Origin of the sequence: Mucilaginibacter galii, from assembly GCF_014635825.1 — a bacterium.
GTDB lineage: Bacteria > Bacteroidota > Bacteroidia > Sphingobacteriales > Sphingobacteriaceae > Mucilaginibacter > Mucilaginibacter galii.
The window spans coordinates 875869-894443 of the sequence record NZ_BMDO01000001.1; the positions used below are offsets into that span (position 1 = coordinate 875869).

Here is an 18575-nt window from a genome sequence, read left to right on the forward strand (position 1 = left end):
ACAGAAAGGGGCATCTAAATTTTAGACGCCCCTTTCTCAGAAAACTATTTGCTATTATTTATCCCACCAAATTCTGGTGCTCGTAACGTCAGGACCCTGACGTGCAATAACAGCCTTGTAATTGTCGCCGTTCAATTGACTTTCTGTTACAGAATAGTTTTGACGACGAGGTATGAGCTTATCAATGCTTAATGCCGCAGGAGAAGGTGTTAAAACAGGATAACCTGTTCTTCTATAATCATCCCATGTTTCATTAGCATAACCCATATAATTTGCAATCCATTTTTGAGTAATGATTTGCTGTATAGCTGTCGCTGAATTATAAGCAACACCAGCTTGCGTAAAATAAGTTGCCGGAGCGGTAACACCATATTGAGCGAATGAGGCATTAATGCCGGCTAAATAACTGGCTGCAGCCTGCGTATCATCTGGTGCACCTGTAATCCATCCTAATTTGTAAGCTTCCGCTTTATCGAACTGTACCATAGCGTATGTATAGATAGTTACCGGCGAAGATTGTGATCTAAATTGCTGACCGATTCGAGATACATTTCCCGGTACTCCAACAGTACCAATACTAAAAGCAGAAGATTGCGATTGCGTTAAGCCATAAGGCATACCCACGTAAGTACCTGCCGAAGTTTTATCTGCATATACTGGTAAGCGAGGATCTGCAATTGCGTTAAGTTGATCAACCACGGTTTTACTTACAGCATAATCGTAACGTTTGTCAACCTCATAGTTACTGTAAATATTGTTTGCATTAGCAGCTTCACCAAGGAAACTATAAACAATATTATCAGCGTTTGATGTTAATACACCATCAGCCAGGGCAGCATTGAATTCTGTTCTACCCAAAGTTGGATTTACTTTTGATAAACGCAGTGCCATGTTTAAGCGCATAGTAGCGGCAAACTTTTTCCAGGTTGTAACCGAACCTTTGAACAAGAAATCGCCCGGCAGATTACCGGTACCAAATTGCGCAGCCGCAGCTTTTAACTCTGCAAACAAAGAGGTGTATACAGACTCTTGTGTATCAAATTTAGGGGTTACCTTGGCTAAACCTTGTAAAGCTTCACTGTATGGAATATCACCCCACCTGTCAGTAATATTTAGAAAATAAAATGCTTTTAAAATGCGTGCTGCTGCAATTTGACTTTCGTTCGGACCACCTACTGTTACATAGCTGGCATTTTTAGTAGCGGCATCAGTGTTTAGCTTTATAATTGTTTGTAAATCCTCAAGTGGGTTATTATATATACCACTATAATCATATGTAGTAGTTGCATAACGTGACTCTGAAGTATACAATGTTTCGGACATGTATTGTACAAACAAACGCTGTGCATTGGCATTTATAACGCTCGCAGCCGAAGCCGTTGTAGATGTATTGCCCAGGTAACGTTCTGCGTTAGTTAACAATAATGAGGTTTGCGGAACAGCAGGTGAGTTTGGACTGGTATTTAAGTTTCCAAAATCATCTACCTTACTGCAACTGGAGGCTATCACCGTTCCGGTAGCTAACAGTATATATAGGTATTTTACTAATTGCTTTTTCATTTTGATGTTTTTTAATAGGTATTAGAAAGTCACTCTTAAATTTAAACCAAGAGATCTTGTACCTGGCAATTGACCGCCTTCCATCCAGCTAAAGTTTGACTGAGAAGGATCAAGACCGTGAACGGCACTATAAATTAACCAAGGGTTACGTGCAACTAATGTAAAGCTAACAGACTGTGCACTTATCTTGCGGGCTATGTTGCCGGGTAAAGTGTACCCTAAAGAAGCTTCGCGCAGTTTAACATAACTTGCACTGTAAGTATATTCAGACCATACATAAGGTATATAACCTTCATAATAATCTTGAGGATCTATATAAGTTGTGTTTGGCTGCCCGTCAGATTCACGCACGCCGGGAATTAAAATACCACCACCTGCTGAAACCGGGGTACGTATAGGATTACCTTTATCATTATTACCAACTGTTCCTTCAGCTAAACCAGAGCCATAAAGGTTTCCTTGAGTTACAGAGAACAATTTACCACCGCGTTGAAAATCAACTGATATGCCGGCAGTAAAGTTTTTGTAGCTAACAGTTGTTGTTACCCCACCGGTATATTTAGGAATATAAGAACCTAAGCTTTCATACTCTGAAGGGCTTGATGAATAAAGTGGGAAACCATCATCATCGATGAGTTTGTTACCATTGGCATCCTTTTTAATGACAGGTGCCAATAAAGTTCCGAATGGCTTGTTAACTTCGCGGTTTACAGAAATTGAAGGCGTACCCACATAACCAAAAGTAGCTAACTGGAAGTTGCTGATACCTGGGTACAATTCAACAATTTTGTTTCTGTTAATACCCAAGTTGGCATTAATATCCCAAACCACGCTCTTCGATCTTATTGGGGTACCAGCAAGACTTACCTCATAACCATGGTTATCAATTTCACCAGCGTTAATTACAGCTGTAGAAAACCCTGTTGTTGATGGTAAGGTTAAGTTAATGATTTGATTAGTTGTTTTACGATTGTAATAATTAAATGATAATCTAATCCGATCTTTAATAAACCTCAAATCGATACCTGCTTCATAAGAGTCAGAAAGTGCCGGTTTCAATTCTTGATTGTATATGGTGTTTGGAACTGTAAGCGCCGGAAAAGTACCATATATACCTGCCGAATTGTAAATTGAGTTAATGTTGTAAGGATCAATATCAGAACCCACACGACCGAATGAAGTAAACACCTTACCAAACGAAAGAATAGAGTTCTTAGGCATTAGTTCGGTAAATACGAATGATGTAGATGCACCTCCATATAAGTAAGAGTTAGCATTAGCAGGTAAAGACGATGACCAGTCGTTACGTAAGTTCAAATCCAAGAACAGGAAATTTTTATAACCACCAGACACAAATCCATAAACACTTCTAACCTGCTTATCATAAATTGTACTGGTAATGGTAGGCCTGTCTTTAGAAGCACCCAGGGTATAAGTGTTCGGAACGGTAAAACCACCGTTGGTATTTCCGTTTAAGTCATCGTTATGATTAACCCTAATTTCGCCGTATGCACCTGCTTTTAACGAGTACTTCTCAGCAAACAGTTTATTATACATGATATCTATCACGTAGTTGTTTTCACGGTTGCGCACCTGACGGTTAGCGTATCGTTCTAAATTTAAAGTTCCTGATGCCGTGCGGCTTTGAATTAAATTGGAAGAATAGTTTCCTCTTGCAATAACATCAACGCTTAACTCTGGTAATATACTATAGCTACCTTGTAAAAAGCCAAACGTGCGATTGCTATTATTACTTGATGTGTTTTCATATGCAACGGTGTAAGGGTTATCCCAATACTGTGCACTTTGGTTACGTGGTCCTACAATATTCCAGGTAGTAAATGTACCATCCGGATTTTTATAATTTTTTAATTTATCCAGCTCTAAATCGCGGTGAAACCATTGACTGAAAGAACCTATAGTTTGGTTACCGTATTCTTCAGTTGGAGCATTACGCGTACTAATGGAATTAAAGTTAATGCTTGAAGTAAATGTTAATTTAGCTGTTGGCTTAACAGTACCTATTACGCTGATACGATTTTGATCTGCTCTTGAGTTAGGAGAAACACCTGTACGGTTGATGTTAGTATATGAAGCACGGAAGTTATGCTTATCACCAACAGATGAGAAAGCAAAGTTTGAATTAACTTCAACACCTGTTTCATAAAAGTCGCGCACGTTATCTGGTTGTGCTACATAAGGTTTGGTTTTACCGTAATCAGCATCAAATTTATTAAATGCATACCATGGAATATAAGGCTGACCATCAAATTTAGGACCCCAGCTCTCATCTACGGCATAATTATAATAACGCTGTCCGTTCAATCCTGCTAAACCCTGAGCATCAACCGCCGGGTTATAAGTAAACTTATTCCAGTTTTGGCTTGAACCACCGCCATATTCATTTTGATAACGAGGTAAAGCGGCTACATTCTCTAAAGTAGTACTATGATTAAACTCAAGTCCAAATCCTTTTTTAGTACCTTTTTTTGAGGTTATAACGATAACACCATTTTCGCCACGCTGACCATACAATGATGTAGCAGCCGGGCCTTTCAGCACCGTTAAGTCCTGAACATCATCTGTATTAACACTGGTTGATGGAACCGGAACGCCATCAACAACATACAATGGATCTGCGCCACCGCCAATGCTGTTAGTTCCACGGATACGCACCCCTCCAGTACCAAAATTGGCACCCGATGTTCCTGAAACCTGAATACCGGCAATTTTTCCCGCAAGAGCTGTATTTAAATCAGGCTGCTTAGTAAGCGTCAGGTCTCCACCTTTCAGTGCCTGGGCGGCATAGCCTAATGAACGCTCGCTGCGTGGAATGTTTTGAGCAGTTGTAATTACCACCTCGCTTAATACTTTAGTATCGCCGGCAAGACTGATGTTGATTACATTACTTGAGGGAATTGCAACTGTTTGGGGAACGAAGCCTATATAACTTATTTCAAGGCTTGTGGCTCCGGCAGGAACCTTAATAACAAATTTACCATCGGGACCGGTTTGTGTACCAGTATTAGAGCCTCTTACTTTCACACTAACACCTGGTAATGGTTGACCATCATCCTGGCCCGTAACCGTACCCCCGACGGTACGATCCTGTGCGAATGCATGCGATATACAAAGCAGCAGCAAGCACAAATTCATCAATAGAATTTTCTTCATGTTCGTTTTTTATAAGTCAGTTAATGGACGGTAAATTAGTACTATGTTTCTATAAAAGCAAGTGAATGATAATTTAATGTTAAAATTTTCAAAAAAGCACTGCCTTATTTGAAAATAGTGTACAGAAAATTATTTTAGTACTATGTGTTGCATAGTACAGTTTAAAACATATATCTTTGTATTATGCTTGTAGAGAATACCCAAACCCAAATGCGAAAAGGCATACTCGAGTATTGCATACTCTGTGTTATTGCCAAAGGCGAGATATATGCTTCAGATATCATTGCCGAATTAAAAAAAGCACAACTCCTTGTAGTTGAGGGTACTTTGTACCCCTTGCTTACCCGGTTAAAAAATAACGGCCTGCTCAGTTACAACTGGGTAGAGTCTACCTCCGGGCCGCCCCGAAAGTATTATGTGCTCTCGCCCGAAGGGCAGGAAGTGCTCAAACACCTCGACAAAACCTGGCAGGAACTCTTTTTTGCCGTGCAAACATCAATTGAAGGAAGAAAATAACAACCGCATAACATATCAACATCATGAACAAAACAATAATCATCAATATAAATGGAACGGTATTCCATATAGAAGAGCAGGCCTACGAACTGCTTAAGGAATACATGACCGACGTAAAACGCCACTTTTTTAATTCGGCCGATAGCCTGGAGATCACTACCGACATAGAAAACCGTATTGCCGAAATGTTTACCGAGATATTAGCCCGCGAAGCCCGCCAGGCTATTATTGACCAAGACGTAGCCGCCGTGATTGAGCAAATGGGCTCGGTTAAGGATTTTGAAAGTGCTGAACAAGAAACTGCCGGTGGCTTTAGCGAACCTAATTTTACCATGGGCGCCGGAGCCAACAGCCACCGTCGTTTGTTCCGCGACCCTGAAGATCACCTGATTGGAGGCGTTTGTGCAGGTATTGCTAACTACTTTGACATTAAGGCAGTTTGGGTAAGGCTTTTCTTTGCCGTAAGCTTCCTGTTTGCCGGTACCGGCGCTATGGTATACATTATATTATGGATTATTGTACCCAAAGCCTTAACCCGTGCCGACAAAATGGCCATGAAAGGTGAGCCTTTAGATTTACAGGGCTTTAAGCGTAATTTCGAGGCCGAAATGAGCACTGTAGGCGGCCACTTAAACAACCTGCGTAATGAAGCCCGTCCTCTGGCTTTCCAAACCCGCGATTTCATCAGCGACTTTTTTCACCACCTTACTACCTTTTTTGGCAGCGCAGGTAAAATACTGATCAAGTTACTGGGTATAGCCATTATACTGGCTTGCATAGGAGGTAGCATTGCTATTGTGGTTTTCTTATTTGCAACTATGGTATTCGGCGGCAACCATTTCTCCGTGCCTGATAGCTTTTTTAATTACACTTATATTAACCAGGTTAGGGTAGCATTTGCACTGCTGGCAATTATTCCGTTAACTATGCTGGGGATAGTGATATCATCGGCCGTATTTAACACTACCTCCATTAACCGCTCGGCTGGTTACACGCTATTAATTATTTGGATCAGTTCATTGGGTGTGTTGCTTTATCATGGTTCCCGTGTAGCCGCAGAGTTTCGCGATTCGGCAGGGTTTACGCAAACCATTAACCTAAAACCTACCGCCAACCAGGTTTACTACCTGGAGTTGAACGAAACACGCTATTTAACGCACGAAGACAGTACCCGCCTGGACGTTAAGGCCCGCTTTAATAATATGGTGTTAACCGACGATGATGACAACGACGACCTGGAGCCTAACAGCATGCGATTAAATATTGAGAAGTCGGATGTGCCCTACCCGGTACTGATAGAAGAGTTTACCTCACGCGGCAGCGATTATGAAGAAGCTTTGAGCAATGCCCGCAATACGCGTTACATATTTGCACAGCAAGACTCTGTTTTAAAATTCGATTATAAACTGCGCCGGTTAGACCATAAAATGTGGCATGGCGAAGAAGTTAAATTAACCTTGCGCATTCCGTTGAAGGCCACCATTATGGTGAATGATAAGATAAACCGTTACATCAACAATTCGATGAACCTTTGGGATTGCAGCCCTAACCCCGAAAACCGGAACAACCGTACCTACTCTCCTTTTGTAATGACCAAAGAAGGTTTACAATGCAAACTGGATAGCGCTGTTATCGCAGCACAAGAGCAACCAACTCAAGGCAATAATGTACCCGATACGGTAATTATGATACAAGGCAAAAGAAACACGCAGACAGCGCCCGATACCATATATATTGATAGTACTGAAGCCCCTGCCCCTGAACGCAAGCCGGTAGTTATTCGCAAATACCGCAAAAAGCAATAAGAATTTGCACCCTGCCCTTCAATCCGTTCATGATGTTTGGGCAGGGTGCCAAATTCTTTAATAACTACTGATGCAAAACTCCTTATGGATTATGACAAATTTATACCTCAGTTAAAAGATAGCTACGATGCTGAAAACAAGGCTTTTTTGAAAAAATTTAAAATAATTTGTAACCTACACGCCCTCTTTTGCATCTTACTAACAAATAACAATACATAGCCGGCTATTACGGCAGGCTAAAAATTCAACAAAACCATTAGTCTATTAATTAAAAAGAGACCAAAAATCTTTAACTGGATAACTATTGCTAAAATTTTACACCCTACCAAACCTTAACCATCATGAAATCAATCACATATAGATTACTATTACTTTTAGGCCTCGCGGCAGGCAGCGTTGTTGCACAAGCACAAACTACCCCCGCCCCTGCCGGAAAAATTACAGGTTCGGTAATAACCGAGCAAGGCAAACCTGCCGATTATGCCACCGTTACACTTTTACGTGCAAAAGACTCATCGATAGTAAAAAGCAGCCTTACCAACGAAGCCGGTCTTTATACTATTGAGCGTGTTAACAACGGCATCTACATTATCAAAGCCACCATTATTGGTTACAATAAAACCTTTAGCGGCCCGGTTACCGTTGAAGCTAATACCGCAGTTAAAGTACCCGTATTACAGTTGTTACCTGCTACATCAAGTTTAAAGGCCGTTAACATAACTGCAACCAAACCCTTGATAGAGCGCAAAATTGACCGTACCGTAATGAACGTTGAAAACAGTGTATTGGCTGCAGGCAATTCGGCTATGGAAATTTTAGAGCGTGCCCCCGGTGTCACTATTGATAAAGATGATAACATTAGCCTGAAAGGTAAACAAGGTGTAACCGTAATGTTAGATGGTAAATTAACCTACCTTTCATCGGCCCAGTTAGCTAATATGCTACGCTCAACCGATGGTAACACTATCCAGTCTATCGAGATCATTACCAATCCATCGGCCAAGTATGATGCTGCAGGTAACTCGGGTATCATCAACATTAAATTAAAGAAAAATAAATCAGCCGGTACTAACGGCAGTTTAGCAGCTACCGGCGGTTACGGTCAAAACCACAAAGCCAGTACTTCTTTAAACCTGAACCACAAAGATGGTAACCTTAATGTTTTTGGAAACTACAGTTACACCAACAACAAACGCCCACAAGATATTAATTTGAACCGTGCTGTTACCAACAACGGGAAGTTGACTTATTTTGATGAAAACACCGACATGCTGGGCAGCCGTAATTCGCACAACTATAAATTAGGTGCCGATTATGATTTGAGCAAAACCAACACCCTGGGCGTACAGGTAACCGGTTACAATTCGGCCTTTGATGCTAACTCTTTTAACAACACCTTAATTAGCCCCGATAAAATTAACACCAGCGCGGTTACAACCACTAATAACCGGACCATAGAACGTTATAACAATATAGCCGCCAACATAAACAACCGCATAGTATTAGACACTGCCGGCAAAGAATTGAGTATGGACGCCGATTACTCCCATTTTTACAATAAGCAGAGTAACAACTACGCCAACAACTACTTTTACGCCGATGGTATTACATTGCGCACCAATTCGTTGTTGAGAAACAGCCTGCCCAGCAAAATAAACATTGGAACATTTAAAGCCGACTACACCAACCCACTGGGCAAAACCGTGAAACTGGAAGCTGGTATGAAATTTAGCTACGTGGCTACCAATAACGATTTACGTACCGACTCTATACTTAACAATAACTGGGTAACCGATGCCGGCCGCACCAACCTGTATAAATACACCGAAAACATTAACGCCGGTTATGTAAACTTTAGCAAAAGCTGGAAAAAAACATCGTTACAAGCCGGTTTACGTGCCGAGCAAACCAACTCAAAAGGTGATTCGAGAGATGTAAACAATGTTACTTTAATTAATGAAAGACATTACCTGAGCTGGTTCCCAAGCGTGTTTGTAAACCAGGAGTTATCTGACAAACACAGTTTGGGCTTAAACTATAGCCGCCGCATCGATCGTCCGAGCTATGATGACCTGAATAGTTTTCAGCAGATCTTAAACGCCTATACTTATCAGCAAGGCAACCCCAACCTTAAACCACAGTATACCAACTCTTACGAGCTATCTTACACATACAACAAAAAATATAACGCCACCTTAGGTTACAGCCTTACTACCGATGTAATGGTAGAACTGCCTGAGCAAATTGGTGTAAACACGTTGATTACCCGCGATAACCTTGCCCAGCAAACCAATTACAGCTTAAACGTTAACGCGCCGTTTACCATTGCAAAATGGTGGAGCGTGAACAACAACTTCACCGCTTTTTACCTGGGGTTTAAAACCAATACTACCAAGCTTAACCTTGATAACGGACAGTTTGCCGGCAGCGGTAACGCCATAAACACCTTTATTTTAAGCAAAACGGTAAAAGCCGAAGGCACCTTTAACTACCAATCGCCGTTAACTTACGGTTTGTTCCACATCCGCAGCCAGTACAGTTTTGATGCCGGTATCAGCAAATCATTTGCCGAGAAAAAGGCTAACCTGAAGTTTTCGGTAAGCGATGTATTCAATACCCGCAAGCAAAACTTAACTGTGCGCCAGGGCAACTTAAATTTTGATGTATTCCAAAAAAATGAAACCCGTGTAGCCCGCTTAACTTTCACTTACAACTTTGGTAACAGCAAAATTCAATCAAGAAGACACCAAAGCGGTGCTGATGATGAAAAGAACCGTGTAAAATCGGGCAACTAAGCTAACGACCCTCAAAACCATCATGTCATTGCGAGCAATAGCGTGGCAATCTCTTTAGACCGGTCGCCGTGAGATTGCCACGTCGCTATCGCTCCTGGCAATGACATGATTGTTTTTGAATTGCATCTAAGCCGCTTCTCTACAGAAGCGGCTTTTTTATTTGATTGGTTTTTTAATAACTTGCCCCACCCTTTGCCCTATCTGAAATTTCATTTAACATATTAATCCAATCAAATGAAACGGCTCTCTTACGCATCTATCATTATACTATTAGCCATGTCGGCCTGTAATAATAATAAGCCATCGTCGGCAAACGACTCGGGCAGTAATGACTTCTCTTCGTCAAACCCGTTTGCCGAAGCCAGCAAGCTCCCCTTCCAGGCACCCGATTTCACCAAGATCAAAAATGGCGACTTTAAGCCGGCTATGGAAGAAGGCATGAAGCAGCAACTGGCCGAAATTGGCAAGATAGCCGACAATGCCGAAGCGCCTACTTTCGACAATACCATCATCGCTATTGAAAAAAGTGGGCAATTGCTTAGCCGCGTAAACCATGTGTTTAACTTGCTTACCGGCGCCAATACCAACCCCGACCTGCAAAAGGTACAGGAAGATGAAGCCCCTAAACTGGCTGCTAATAACGATGCCATTTATTTGAACACCAAATTATTTAAACGGGTAGAAACAGTTTACAACAAACGCGTAGGTTTAAAGCTGGATACGGAATCGTTACGGTTATTAGAATATTACTACCAACGCTTTCAGCTGGCGGGTGCCAAACTATCTGAAGCTGATAAAACTAAGTTGAAAGACCTGAACAAAGAGGAAGCCACCCTATCGGCCAAATTTACCAACCAGCTATTGGCCGCTGCTAAAGAAGGGGCGTTGGTGGTGGATAAAAAAGAAGATCTGGCCGGCTTACCGCAGGGCACTTTAGATGCTGCTGCGCAAAATGCCGAAGCCGCCAAGCAAAAAGGCAAGTGGTTAATTGCCTTGCAAAACACCACACAACAGCCCGATCTGCAATCGCTCACCAACCGGGCTACCCGCCAAAAGTTCTTTGAAGCCTCTTGGAATCGGGCCGAAAAAGGAGATGCTAACGACACCCGCAAGGCCATTGCGCGCATTGCAGAGATCCGCTCGGCACAGGCCAGCTTGTTAGGTTTCAAAAACTACGCCGCTTGGAAACTCCAAGACCAAATGGCGCAAAGGCCCGAAGCAGTAGCCACGTTTTTAGGCAAACTGGTGCCAGCCGCCACTAACAAAGCCACACAAGAAGCAGCCGAAATACAAAAAGTAATAGACGCACAAAAAGGCGGCTTTAAATTACAACCCTGGGATTGGGACTTTTACGCTGAGCAAGTACGCAAAGCCAAATACGACCTTGATGAAAGCCAGGTAAAACCCTATTTTGTATTAGATAAAGTTTTGCAAAACGGCGTATTCTATGCCGCTAACCAGTTGTATGGTTTAACCTTTAAAGAGCGCAAAGACCTGCCGGTTTACCAGGCCGATGTACGGGTATTTGATGTAATGGATAAAGATGGCAGCCAGGTAGGTTTGTTTTATTGCGATTACTTTAAACGCGACAATAAATCGGGCGGTGCCTGGATGAGCAATTTGGTAGAGCAATCTACACTGATGGGTACCAAGCCGGTTATCTACAACGTATGTAACTTCACCAAGCCAGCTCCCGGTCAGCCGGCACTGATAAGTTTCGACGATGTAACTACTATGTTTCATGAGTTTGGACATGCGCTGCACGGCTTGTTTGCCAGTCAGAAGTACGTCAGCCTGTCGGGCACCAGCGTAGCCCGCGATTATGTGGAATTTCCCTCACAATTTAACGAACACTGGGCGTCAGATCCTAAGGTGTTCAACAATTACGCCCTGCACTACCAAACCGGCAAACCTATGCCGCAAGCTTTATTAGATAAAATTAAAAAAGCGGCTACCTTTAACCAGGGCTACGCGCTAACCGAAGCTTTGGCCGCTGCCGAGTTAGATATGCAATGGCATACCTTGCCAGCCGGTAGCGAATTACAGGACGTTGATAAATTTGAGACACAGGCCCTGAAAACAACTAAGCTTGATTTACCGCAAGTGCCACCACGCTACCGTTCCAGCTACTTCTTGCACATCTGGAGTAATGGCTACGCTGCCGGTTACTATGCTTACAGCTGGACCTCTATGTTGGAAAACGATGCTTACAGCTGGTTCCAGGAAAACGGCGGACTATCGCGCCAAAACGGTCAGCGATTTCGCGATATGATCTTATCGCGCGGCAATACTGAGGACTATGGCAAAATGTTCAAAGCCTTCCGCGGCCACGAGCCCGATATTAAGCCGTTGCTGCGCAAGCGCGGATTAATCGAATAATTGCAAGACCACAGAGCTATTTAAATTATTAGCCAAAAAAAAGAAGCAATCTTTACATAGATAAGCCAATAAGGTTGGCCATCGTGTAAAGATTACTTCTTTTTATATTTAGAATGGTGAGTTAGCCCTATTCGTAGGCAAACTTATATCCTACACCGCGTACGGTTTGCAGGTATTGAGGCGAATCGGGGTTATTCTCTATTTTTTTACGCAGGCGCACAATGTGCATGTCCAGCGTGCGCGTATTTACATCGGCGTTGTAACCCCAAACTTCCATCATCAGTTCTTCGCGGTTAATTACCTTGTTCCTGTTTTTGAGAAAGTAAAGCAGTATGCGGTTCTCTAAAATGGTAAGTTCCACCTTACGACCTGCTTTTACCAGCAGGTGCGTGTTAGGATGGTGTTCCATATCGGCAAAGCGGTGTATCTCAGATTTATCGCTGTTGAGCGAAAACTTGATCTTATTATCGATCATGGCCACCAGCACATCCATATTGAATGGCTTGGTAATATAATCAGAAACGCCAAAATTGTAAGCCTCTATCTTATCAATATCCTGCGCCTTGGCCGTCATCATGATCACCAGTTTATCAAACCCCTTTTCGCGTACGTTGGCACACACTTCCGAACCCTGCTGTCCGGGAAGCATCCAGTCCAGCAATACAATGTCGGGTATGTTTTCGAGTATGATTTTTTCAGCGTCTTTGCCATTGGCAGCTTCCAGTACTTTATAACCTTCGGTTGCGAGGCGTTCGGCCACTAAGAAACGTAAGTTCTCATCATCTTCAACCAGTGCAATCTTAATTTCTGTGTTCATGGTTTAATTTTCATAAGGCAAGGTCACAATAAACTCCGAGCCCTCGTTCACTTTACTCTTTACCTGTAAATCTCCGCTCATAAAGTTAGCCAGTTCCTTGCAAAAAGCCAAGCCCAGGCCTACGCTTCCATTTTGGTTATACTGATTCTCTATGCGGTAAAACTTCTTAAAAATATTATTGAGTTCGTCTTTAGGTATTCCTATCCCTTTATCGGTAAAGGAGATAACAATATTACGTTTTTCGTAGCTAATTTCTATAAATAGTTCCTTTTGTCCCGGGTTAGAATATTTATAAGCATTCTCTATCATATTCTGAAAAATACTGCCTAGCAGTACCGGGTCTGTATAAAAGTGATGAATACCTTCTACCTTGTAATCCAGCTTAAAATCAGGGTACTTAATGCTAAAGGTATTGATATATTTCTGCACAAAATTTTCAAGATTGATCTCTTCTTTATTAAGTTTAATAGAGCGGTTCTCTATCTGCGTAAATGAAAGCAGCTTATTCATCAGTTCGTTCAGCTTATCGGCCTCCTCATCCAGTATCTTGCCGTAGTGTTTCCGCTGACGTTCGCTCAGTTCGCCATCACCCCGCAGGTTCGACCCTGCAATTTTTATAACGCTTACAGGTGTCTTAAATTCGTGTGTAAAGTTGTTAATGAAATCATATTGCAGCTTAAACAGCTTAAGGTTCACATTCAGGTTACGGTAGATCAAAAACCCAATTACCACCAAAAACACATAAATAAGCAGCACTATACCCGCAATGGGCATAAAACGGCGGTTAATTTCATCATCCAAATGATTTGGGGCCGATTTAAAGTACAGCTTATAATCGGAGAATGCACCGGGGAAAGCTACTTCGGTACGCATCTCGCCATTGTCGGCACTAATGGGATCGTATACCACGGGTTGTATGCTTACGTTCTCATACAACTCGGGGTGGGTATTTCTTAGCTTAATGGTGTATACATCAAGCATAAAGGTCATCATGTTTTGCTTGTAGTAGGCTGAAGCACGCCCGCCTTTTTGCAGCATACGGTAATCTTTAATTTCCTGTCGCCTCGGAATATTAAGGTAGCTGATCTTGCTGGGCTTTACATCGTAAAATGTACTGTAAATCTCCTCTTGATTGGGCACCCGCGAGGTATCGGCCACTACGATATAGTAGTTCAGCTTTTTGGCTATGCGACTAAAATCATCTTCATCGGCATTGCGTGGTAACCTCCTGCCAACTACGCCTCCATTATTTTGCGGCTGGTATTCGTAAACCGACTTTACCGAAATATTCATGGCATTGCCTGGTGTACGCTCTTCGCTTTTGCTGCTAATGGCTATTTCATCGTAGCGGATGTTTTTAACAAAAGGGTAATCGGTAAATACAGACCGGGCATAGTTAGCTGCCGAAGCCGAATCAAGAAAACCCTGATAAGAAGTAATTTCAGGGATACGGTTTTGAAAAAAGTCGTTATAAGGTTTCAGGGTTTGCTCCAGCACATCAAGCTTACGCGATGCAAACTCGTTTTTAACATATGTCTCGGTAAACCTTTGCGCAATAACCAGTGCAACCACCAGGGTTATTGAGATCATTACCAGAAAAGCAGCAATAAGCGAAAAGTTTTTTTGATATACGTTTTTGTGCGCCTGGGTACTCATGAGAAGTTAAGGCTTAACTTTCATGTTGGTGTTCAAAAACTTCTCTATTTCACCATACATCTCCATACGGTTGTGCTCACTTTTAAAAAAACTGCGTTCGTTGTCTTTAAGCACGTACTTCACCTGCACGTTATTTTTTTGCAACTCGCGCACAAACTGGTTCAGCTCGCTAATGTTGGCCCTCGGGTCTTTGGCACCCTGAAAAATCAGCAAAGGTGCCTTAATTTTATCGGCGTGAAAAACCGGCGATATAGCCCTGAACTGGTTAGCGTCCGTTTCGGGATTACCCACCATTTCGTAGGTCATTTGCAGGCGCGGCTTAAAAAACGGCGGCACATCTTTTAAATAAGTAAAGAAGTTGATTAGCCCGTACTGCACCACGGCACAATTATAAAGCTGCGGGTGGAATGATAAACCATACAATGCCGAAAAGCCGCCGAAACGCGCACCCATAAGGGCTACCTTTTTAGGATTAGCAATTTTTTGACTGATAAGCCACTGCACACCATCGCTGATATCACTTTGTATTTTGCCACCCACCTGCTTAAAACCGGCACCGTGGAACGCTTTACCATACCCGGTTGAGCCACGATAGTTGATTTGAAAAACGGCGTAACCACGGTTAGCTAAAAACTGCACCTCGGCACTATAACCCCAGTAATTACGCCCCCAGGGACCATCATGCGGCATTACTACCACCGGCAGATTCTCCTTTTTATCGCCCAGCGGTAACGTCAAATAACCGTTAATCAACATGCCATCGCTGGCTTTAAAGGCTACAGGCTGCATAGCGCAAAGCTCTTCGGGTTTTAGGCCATTGAGATTACTTAGCTGTGTTAGCTTACCTTTATTGTAGGGTTCGTATAAGTAAAAAGTTCCGGGGTTACGATCGGTGTAGGTACCAATAATATATTTCCTTTCAGCCGTATCGCGCTCTACAAATTTGATCACGCCGCCCTTTAGCTTACTTTTCAAATCGGTATACATTTGCTTGGCGCTGTCGTTCAGGAAATGCTTATGCGGTTTTGAATCTTCCCAGCCGGCGTACTCCAGCCGCTGTTTATTGCGTGAGTAGCCTACTTCTAAAATATCGGCTTTGCTACCGGCATAGATCACTTTTTCTTCCTTACCGGTTTCAGCATTTATTTGAACGAGGGCTGTTTTATCGCGCCCAACGTTGGAGAGTGCATAAAAAGAACTTCCGCCCCCGGCAATGGCCACCGGGTCTACCTTGTTTTTAAAATTATTTTTGATGATGGGCTTAAACGGCGCATTCTCGTTCATGCGGTATAAAATGCTTTCGTCTACCCCATCTGATGCTTTGGCCAGGCGTATCTTACCATCATTATCGGGGTACCACTCGGTAATGTTACCCGGATTGCTAATGTAGAGCGACAGGGCATTGGTTTGTATGTTTAAGCGGTACACATCAAAGGTAGACAGGTCGCGCTTGTTCATGGTCAGCGTAATGACATCGGGCTGTTTCCTCAAACGGTTTAACAGCCTTATGCGTGTTTTAGGCGGAGCATTAAGCAAAGTGCGTATTTTCAGGCTATTTACATCTATGGCATACATTTTCACACTGTCCATATCGGTAACATCCTGGTTAAAAACCAACTGGTTATTGTAAGTCCAAAAGTAATCGCGTACCGCATTCTCTGTAAATGAAGTAGCCATGCGCTCCTTACCATCGGCCAGGCTCTGAACAAACAGGTTTTGCTTATCTTTATAAGGCCTCAGGTAAGACAGATACTTACCATCGGGCGAGATTTTGAAGAAACTTTTCTCAGGTGTTTTAAAAAACTCGCGAATAGGAATCTGACCATGCTCATGCTCACCACAAGAGAAAATTGAGGTAAGTAGTGTTATAAAAAGTAAAAACTTAAAACGGTTTAACATCTGTGGTCAGTCCTGTTGCTGCTTTGATAAGGTCAAATTAGATAAATTTACTTGGGTGCTAAACAATGTCACTACAATTTTACCCGTTAGTTTCATACCTAAACTATTAGTAAATATATCGTTTGCTTCGGCTGCAATTTATTATTTTTGATTATGAAGTACCTGCTTTTGCTCATTATTGTTTTAACCTTCAAGGTTGAGCGCTTAGCTGCGCAAGATAATGATTTGCAACTGGCACGCCAATATGCGCAAACCGGCGAGCTTGAAAAAGCCTCCGACATTTATCAGCGCTTATACAAAATGGATAATGAAACTTATTATTCGCTGTACGTTGATAATTTGATCAGCCTTAAAAAACTGGAAGAGGCGGAAAGCATCACCAAAAAAATTGCGCGTAAACATCCGGAGGAGAGCCAATACGCCATAAATTTAGGTAAGATTTACACCGAGCAGGGTCACCCCGATAAAGCTAATGCCGTATACGATGATTTGCTTAAAAAACTGCCAGCCAACCCGGCAGCCATCAGTTCAATGGCTACCCAGTTTTACCAAGCCGAAAACTCTGATTATGCTATTAAGATATTAAAACAAGGCCGCAAGCTGCTGCATAACGACCAGTTGTTTTCTATGGAATTGATTAGCCTTTACCGCTTTAAACGCGACAAAGGCGGCTTAACCGATGAGTATCTTAACTTTTTGCCCAACAACCCGGTTTATATTAACCAGGCCGAGAGTACACTGTCGGCCGTGTACGAAAACGAGGCCGATTACGACCTGTTGCGCACAGCCCTGCTCAAGCTCATTCAAAAAGATCCGCAGCAAATAGTATACTCCAGCCTGCTTACCTGGCAGTATTTGCAGCAAAAGCAGTACGACCAGGCGCTTAACCAGGCCCTCGCCATTAACCGCCGGCAAACCGATAATAAGGGAAATGATATTTTTGATCTTTGCCAAACCCTCGTTGCCAACGAAGCTTACGATACTGCCATACGTGGCTATGAGTACCTGCTCACCAAAAATACCCGTACCGACGAACTATATATTCCCACAAAAATTGAGCTTGTAAATACAAAAAACCTCAAAATTACTTCGGGAAAATACATAGCTGCCGACCTGTTGAGTCTGGAGAAAGATTACACCGATCTGATCAATGAATTTGGCCGCAGGGCAAGCACCGCTTTTGCCATGCAAAAGCTGGCTAACCTGCAGGCTTTTAAATTGCATAAGCTTAACGACGCTCAACGCCTGCTGGAAGATGCCGTTAACCTCCCCAACCTGCGCCCGCAACTGCTGGCCGGTTGTAAGTTAGATTTAGGCGATGTATACCTCATGAATGGCCAACCCTGGGAAGCCACCCTTACCTACAGCCAGGTAGAAAAAGCATACGCCGGTACACCCGTAGCCCAGGATGCCAACTACCGCAATGCCAAGCTCGCCTATTACACCGGCGATTTTAAGTACGCCAAAGGCCAGTTGAATGTTTTAAAAGCCGCTACCTCACAACTCATTGCTAATGATGCACTCAACCTTTCTTTGCTGATTGGCGATAACCTGGTTGCTGATACTGCTGGCAAAGCCCTTAAAATTTATGCACGGGCCGATTTAAAAATATTTATGGAGGAGCCTGAAAAAGCATTAGTCACGCTGGATAGCATCGATAAAAAGTATCCGGGTAACTCCCTGCAGGATGATATCTTAATGGCGAAGGCCCGTATATACATTCAGCAGAAAAATCATCAGGCGGCCATTGCGCTGCTTAAACAGATTGTGAGCGATCACCAAACCGACCTTTGGGCCGATGATGCCGTTTACATGCTGGGCACCATCTATGAGGATCAATTGAATGATAAGGAAACGGCCAAAGGCTATTTCCAGAAAGTAATTACCGATTACCCGGGCAGTGTATGGATTGGCAACGCCCGTAAACATTTCAGATTATTACGCGGCGATAAGCCCGATAGCTCTTCATAATTT

The 18575-nt window shown here is 42.8% G+C and carries 10 protein-coding genes; 5 read left to right on the forward strand and 5 right to left on the reverse strand.

Going from position 1 to position 18575, the window contains the following annotated elements; genetic code table 11:
* Positions 1–54: 54 nt before the first annotated feature.
* Complete coding sequence (locus IEV61_RS03775; protein WP_188413888.1) at positions 55–1560, reverse strand: SusD/RagB family nutrient-binding outer membrane lipoprotein; 1506 nt, start codon at positions 1558–1560, stop codon at positions 55–57.
* A gap of 21 nt (positions 1561–1581) precedes the next feature.
* Complete coding sequence (locus tag IEV61_RS03780) at positions 1582–4734, reverse strand: SusC/RagA family TonB-linked outer membrane protein (protein ID WP_188413890.1); 3153 nt, start codon at positions 4732–4734, stop codon at positions 1582–1584.
* Between the two features lie 183 nt (positions 4735–4917).
* Between IEV61_RS03780 and IEV61_RS03785 the strand changes: the two genes are divergently transcribed.
* From IEV61_RS03785 to dcp, 4 genes are all read left to right on the forward strand, one after another.
* The gene (locus IEV61_RS03785) at positions 4918–5250 is read left to right on the forward strand and encodes a PadR family transcriptional regulator (RefSeq protein ID WP_188413892.1); all 333 of its coding nucleotides are present in this window, start codon (positions 4918–4920) and stop codon (positions 5248–5250) included.
* A gap of 23 nt (positions 5251–5273) precedes the next feature.
* Positions 5274–7055: a PspC domain-containing protein gene (locus tag IEV61_RS03790; RefSeq protein ID WP_188413894.1), complete on the forward strand. Its 1782-nt coding sequence runs from the start codon at positions 5274–5276 to the stop codon at positions 7053–7055.
* 341 nt (positions 7056–7396) lie between these two features.
* Positions 7397–9850, forward strand: coding sequence for an outer membrane beta-barrel family protein (locus IEV61_RS03795; protein ID WP_188413896.1), 2454 nt, complete (start codon positions 7397–7399; stop codon positions 9848–9850).
* Between the two features lie 234 nt (positions 9851–10084).
* Positions 10085–12229, forward strand: a complete 2145-nt coding sequence (gene dcp / locus IEV61_RS03800) for a peptidyl-dipeptidase Dcp (RefSeq protein WP_188413898.1) — start codon at positions 10085–10087, stop codon at positions 12227–12229.
* Positions 12230–12356: 127 nt separating this feature from the next.
* On the opposite strand, the gene IEV61_RS03805 is transcribed toward dcp, so the two are convergent.
* The 3 genes from IEV61_RS03805 to IEV61_RS03815 are packed head-to-tail and all read right to left on the reverse strand — an operon-like array spanning position 12357 to position 16601.
* On the reverse strand, positions 12357–13046 hold the full coding sequence (locus tag IEV61_RS03805) for a response regulator transcription factor (protein ID WP_188413900.1): 690 nt from the start codon (positions 13044–13046) through the stop codon (positions 12357–12359).
* Positions 13047–13049: 3 nt separating this feature from the next.
* On the reverse strand, positions 13050–14702 hold the full coding sequence (locus IEV61_RS03810; RefSeq protein WP_188413902.1) for a sensor histidine kinase: 1653 nt from the start codon (positions 14700–14702) through the stop codon (positions 13050–13052).
* A 6-nt stretch (positions 14703–14708) separates the two neighbouring features.
* Positions 14709–16601: an alpha/beta hydrolase family protein gene (locus tag IEV61_RS03815; RefSeq protein ID WP_188413903.1), complete on the reverse strand. Its 1893-nt coding sequence runs from the start codon at positions 16599–16601 to the stop codon at positions 14709–14711.
* 153 nt (positions 16602–16754) lie between these two features.
* On the opposite strand from IEV61_RS03815, the gene IEV61_RS03820 reads away from it, so the two are divergent.
* Positions 16755–18572, forward strand: a complete 1818-nt coding sequence (locus IEV61_RS03820; protein ID WP_188413904.1) for a tetratricopeptide repeat protein — start codon at positions 16755–16757, stop codon at positions 18570–18572.
* Positions 18573–18575 lie beyond the last annotated feature (3 nt).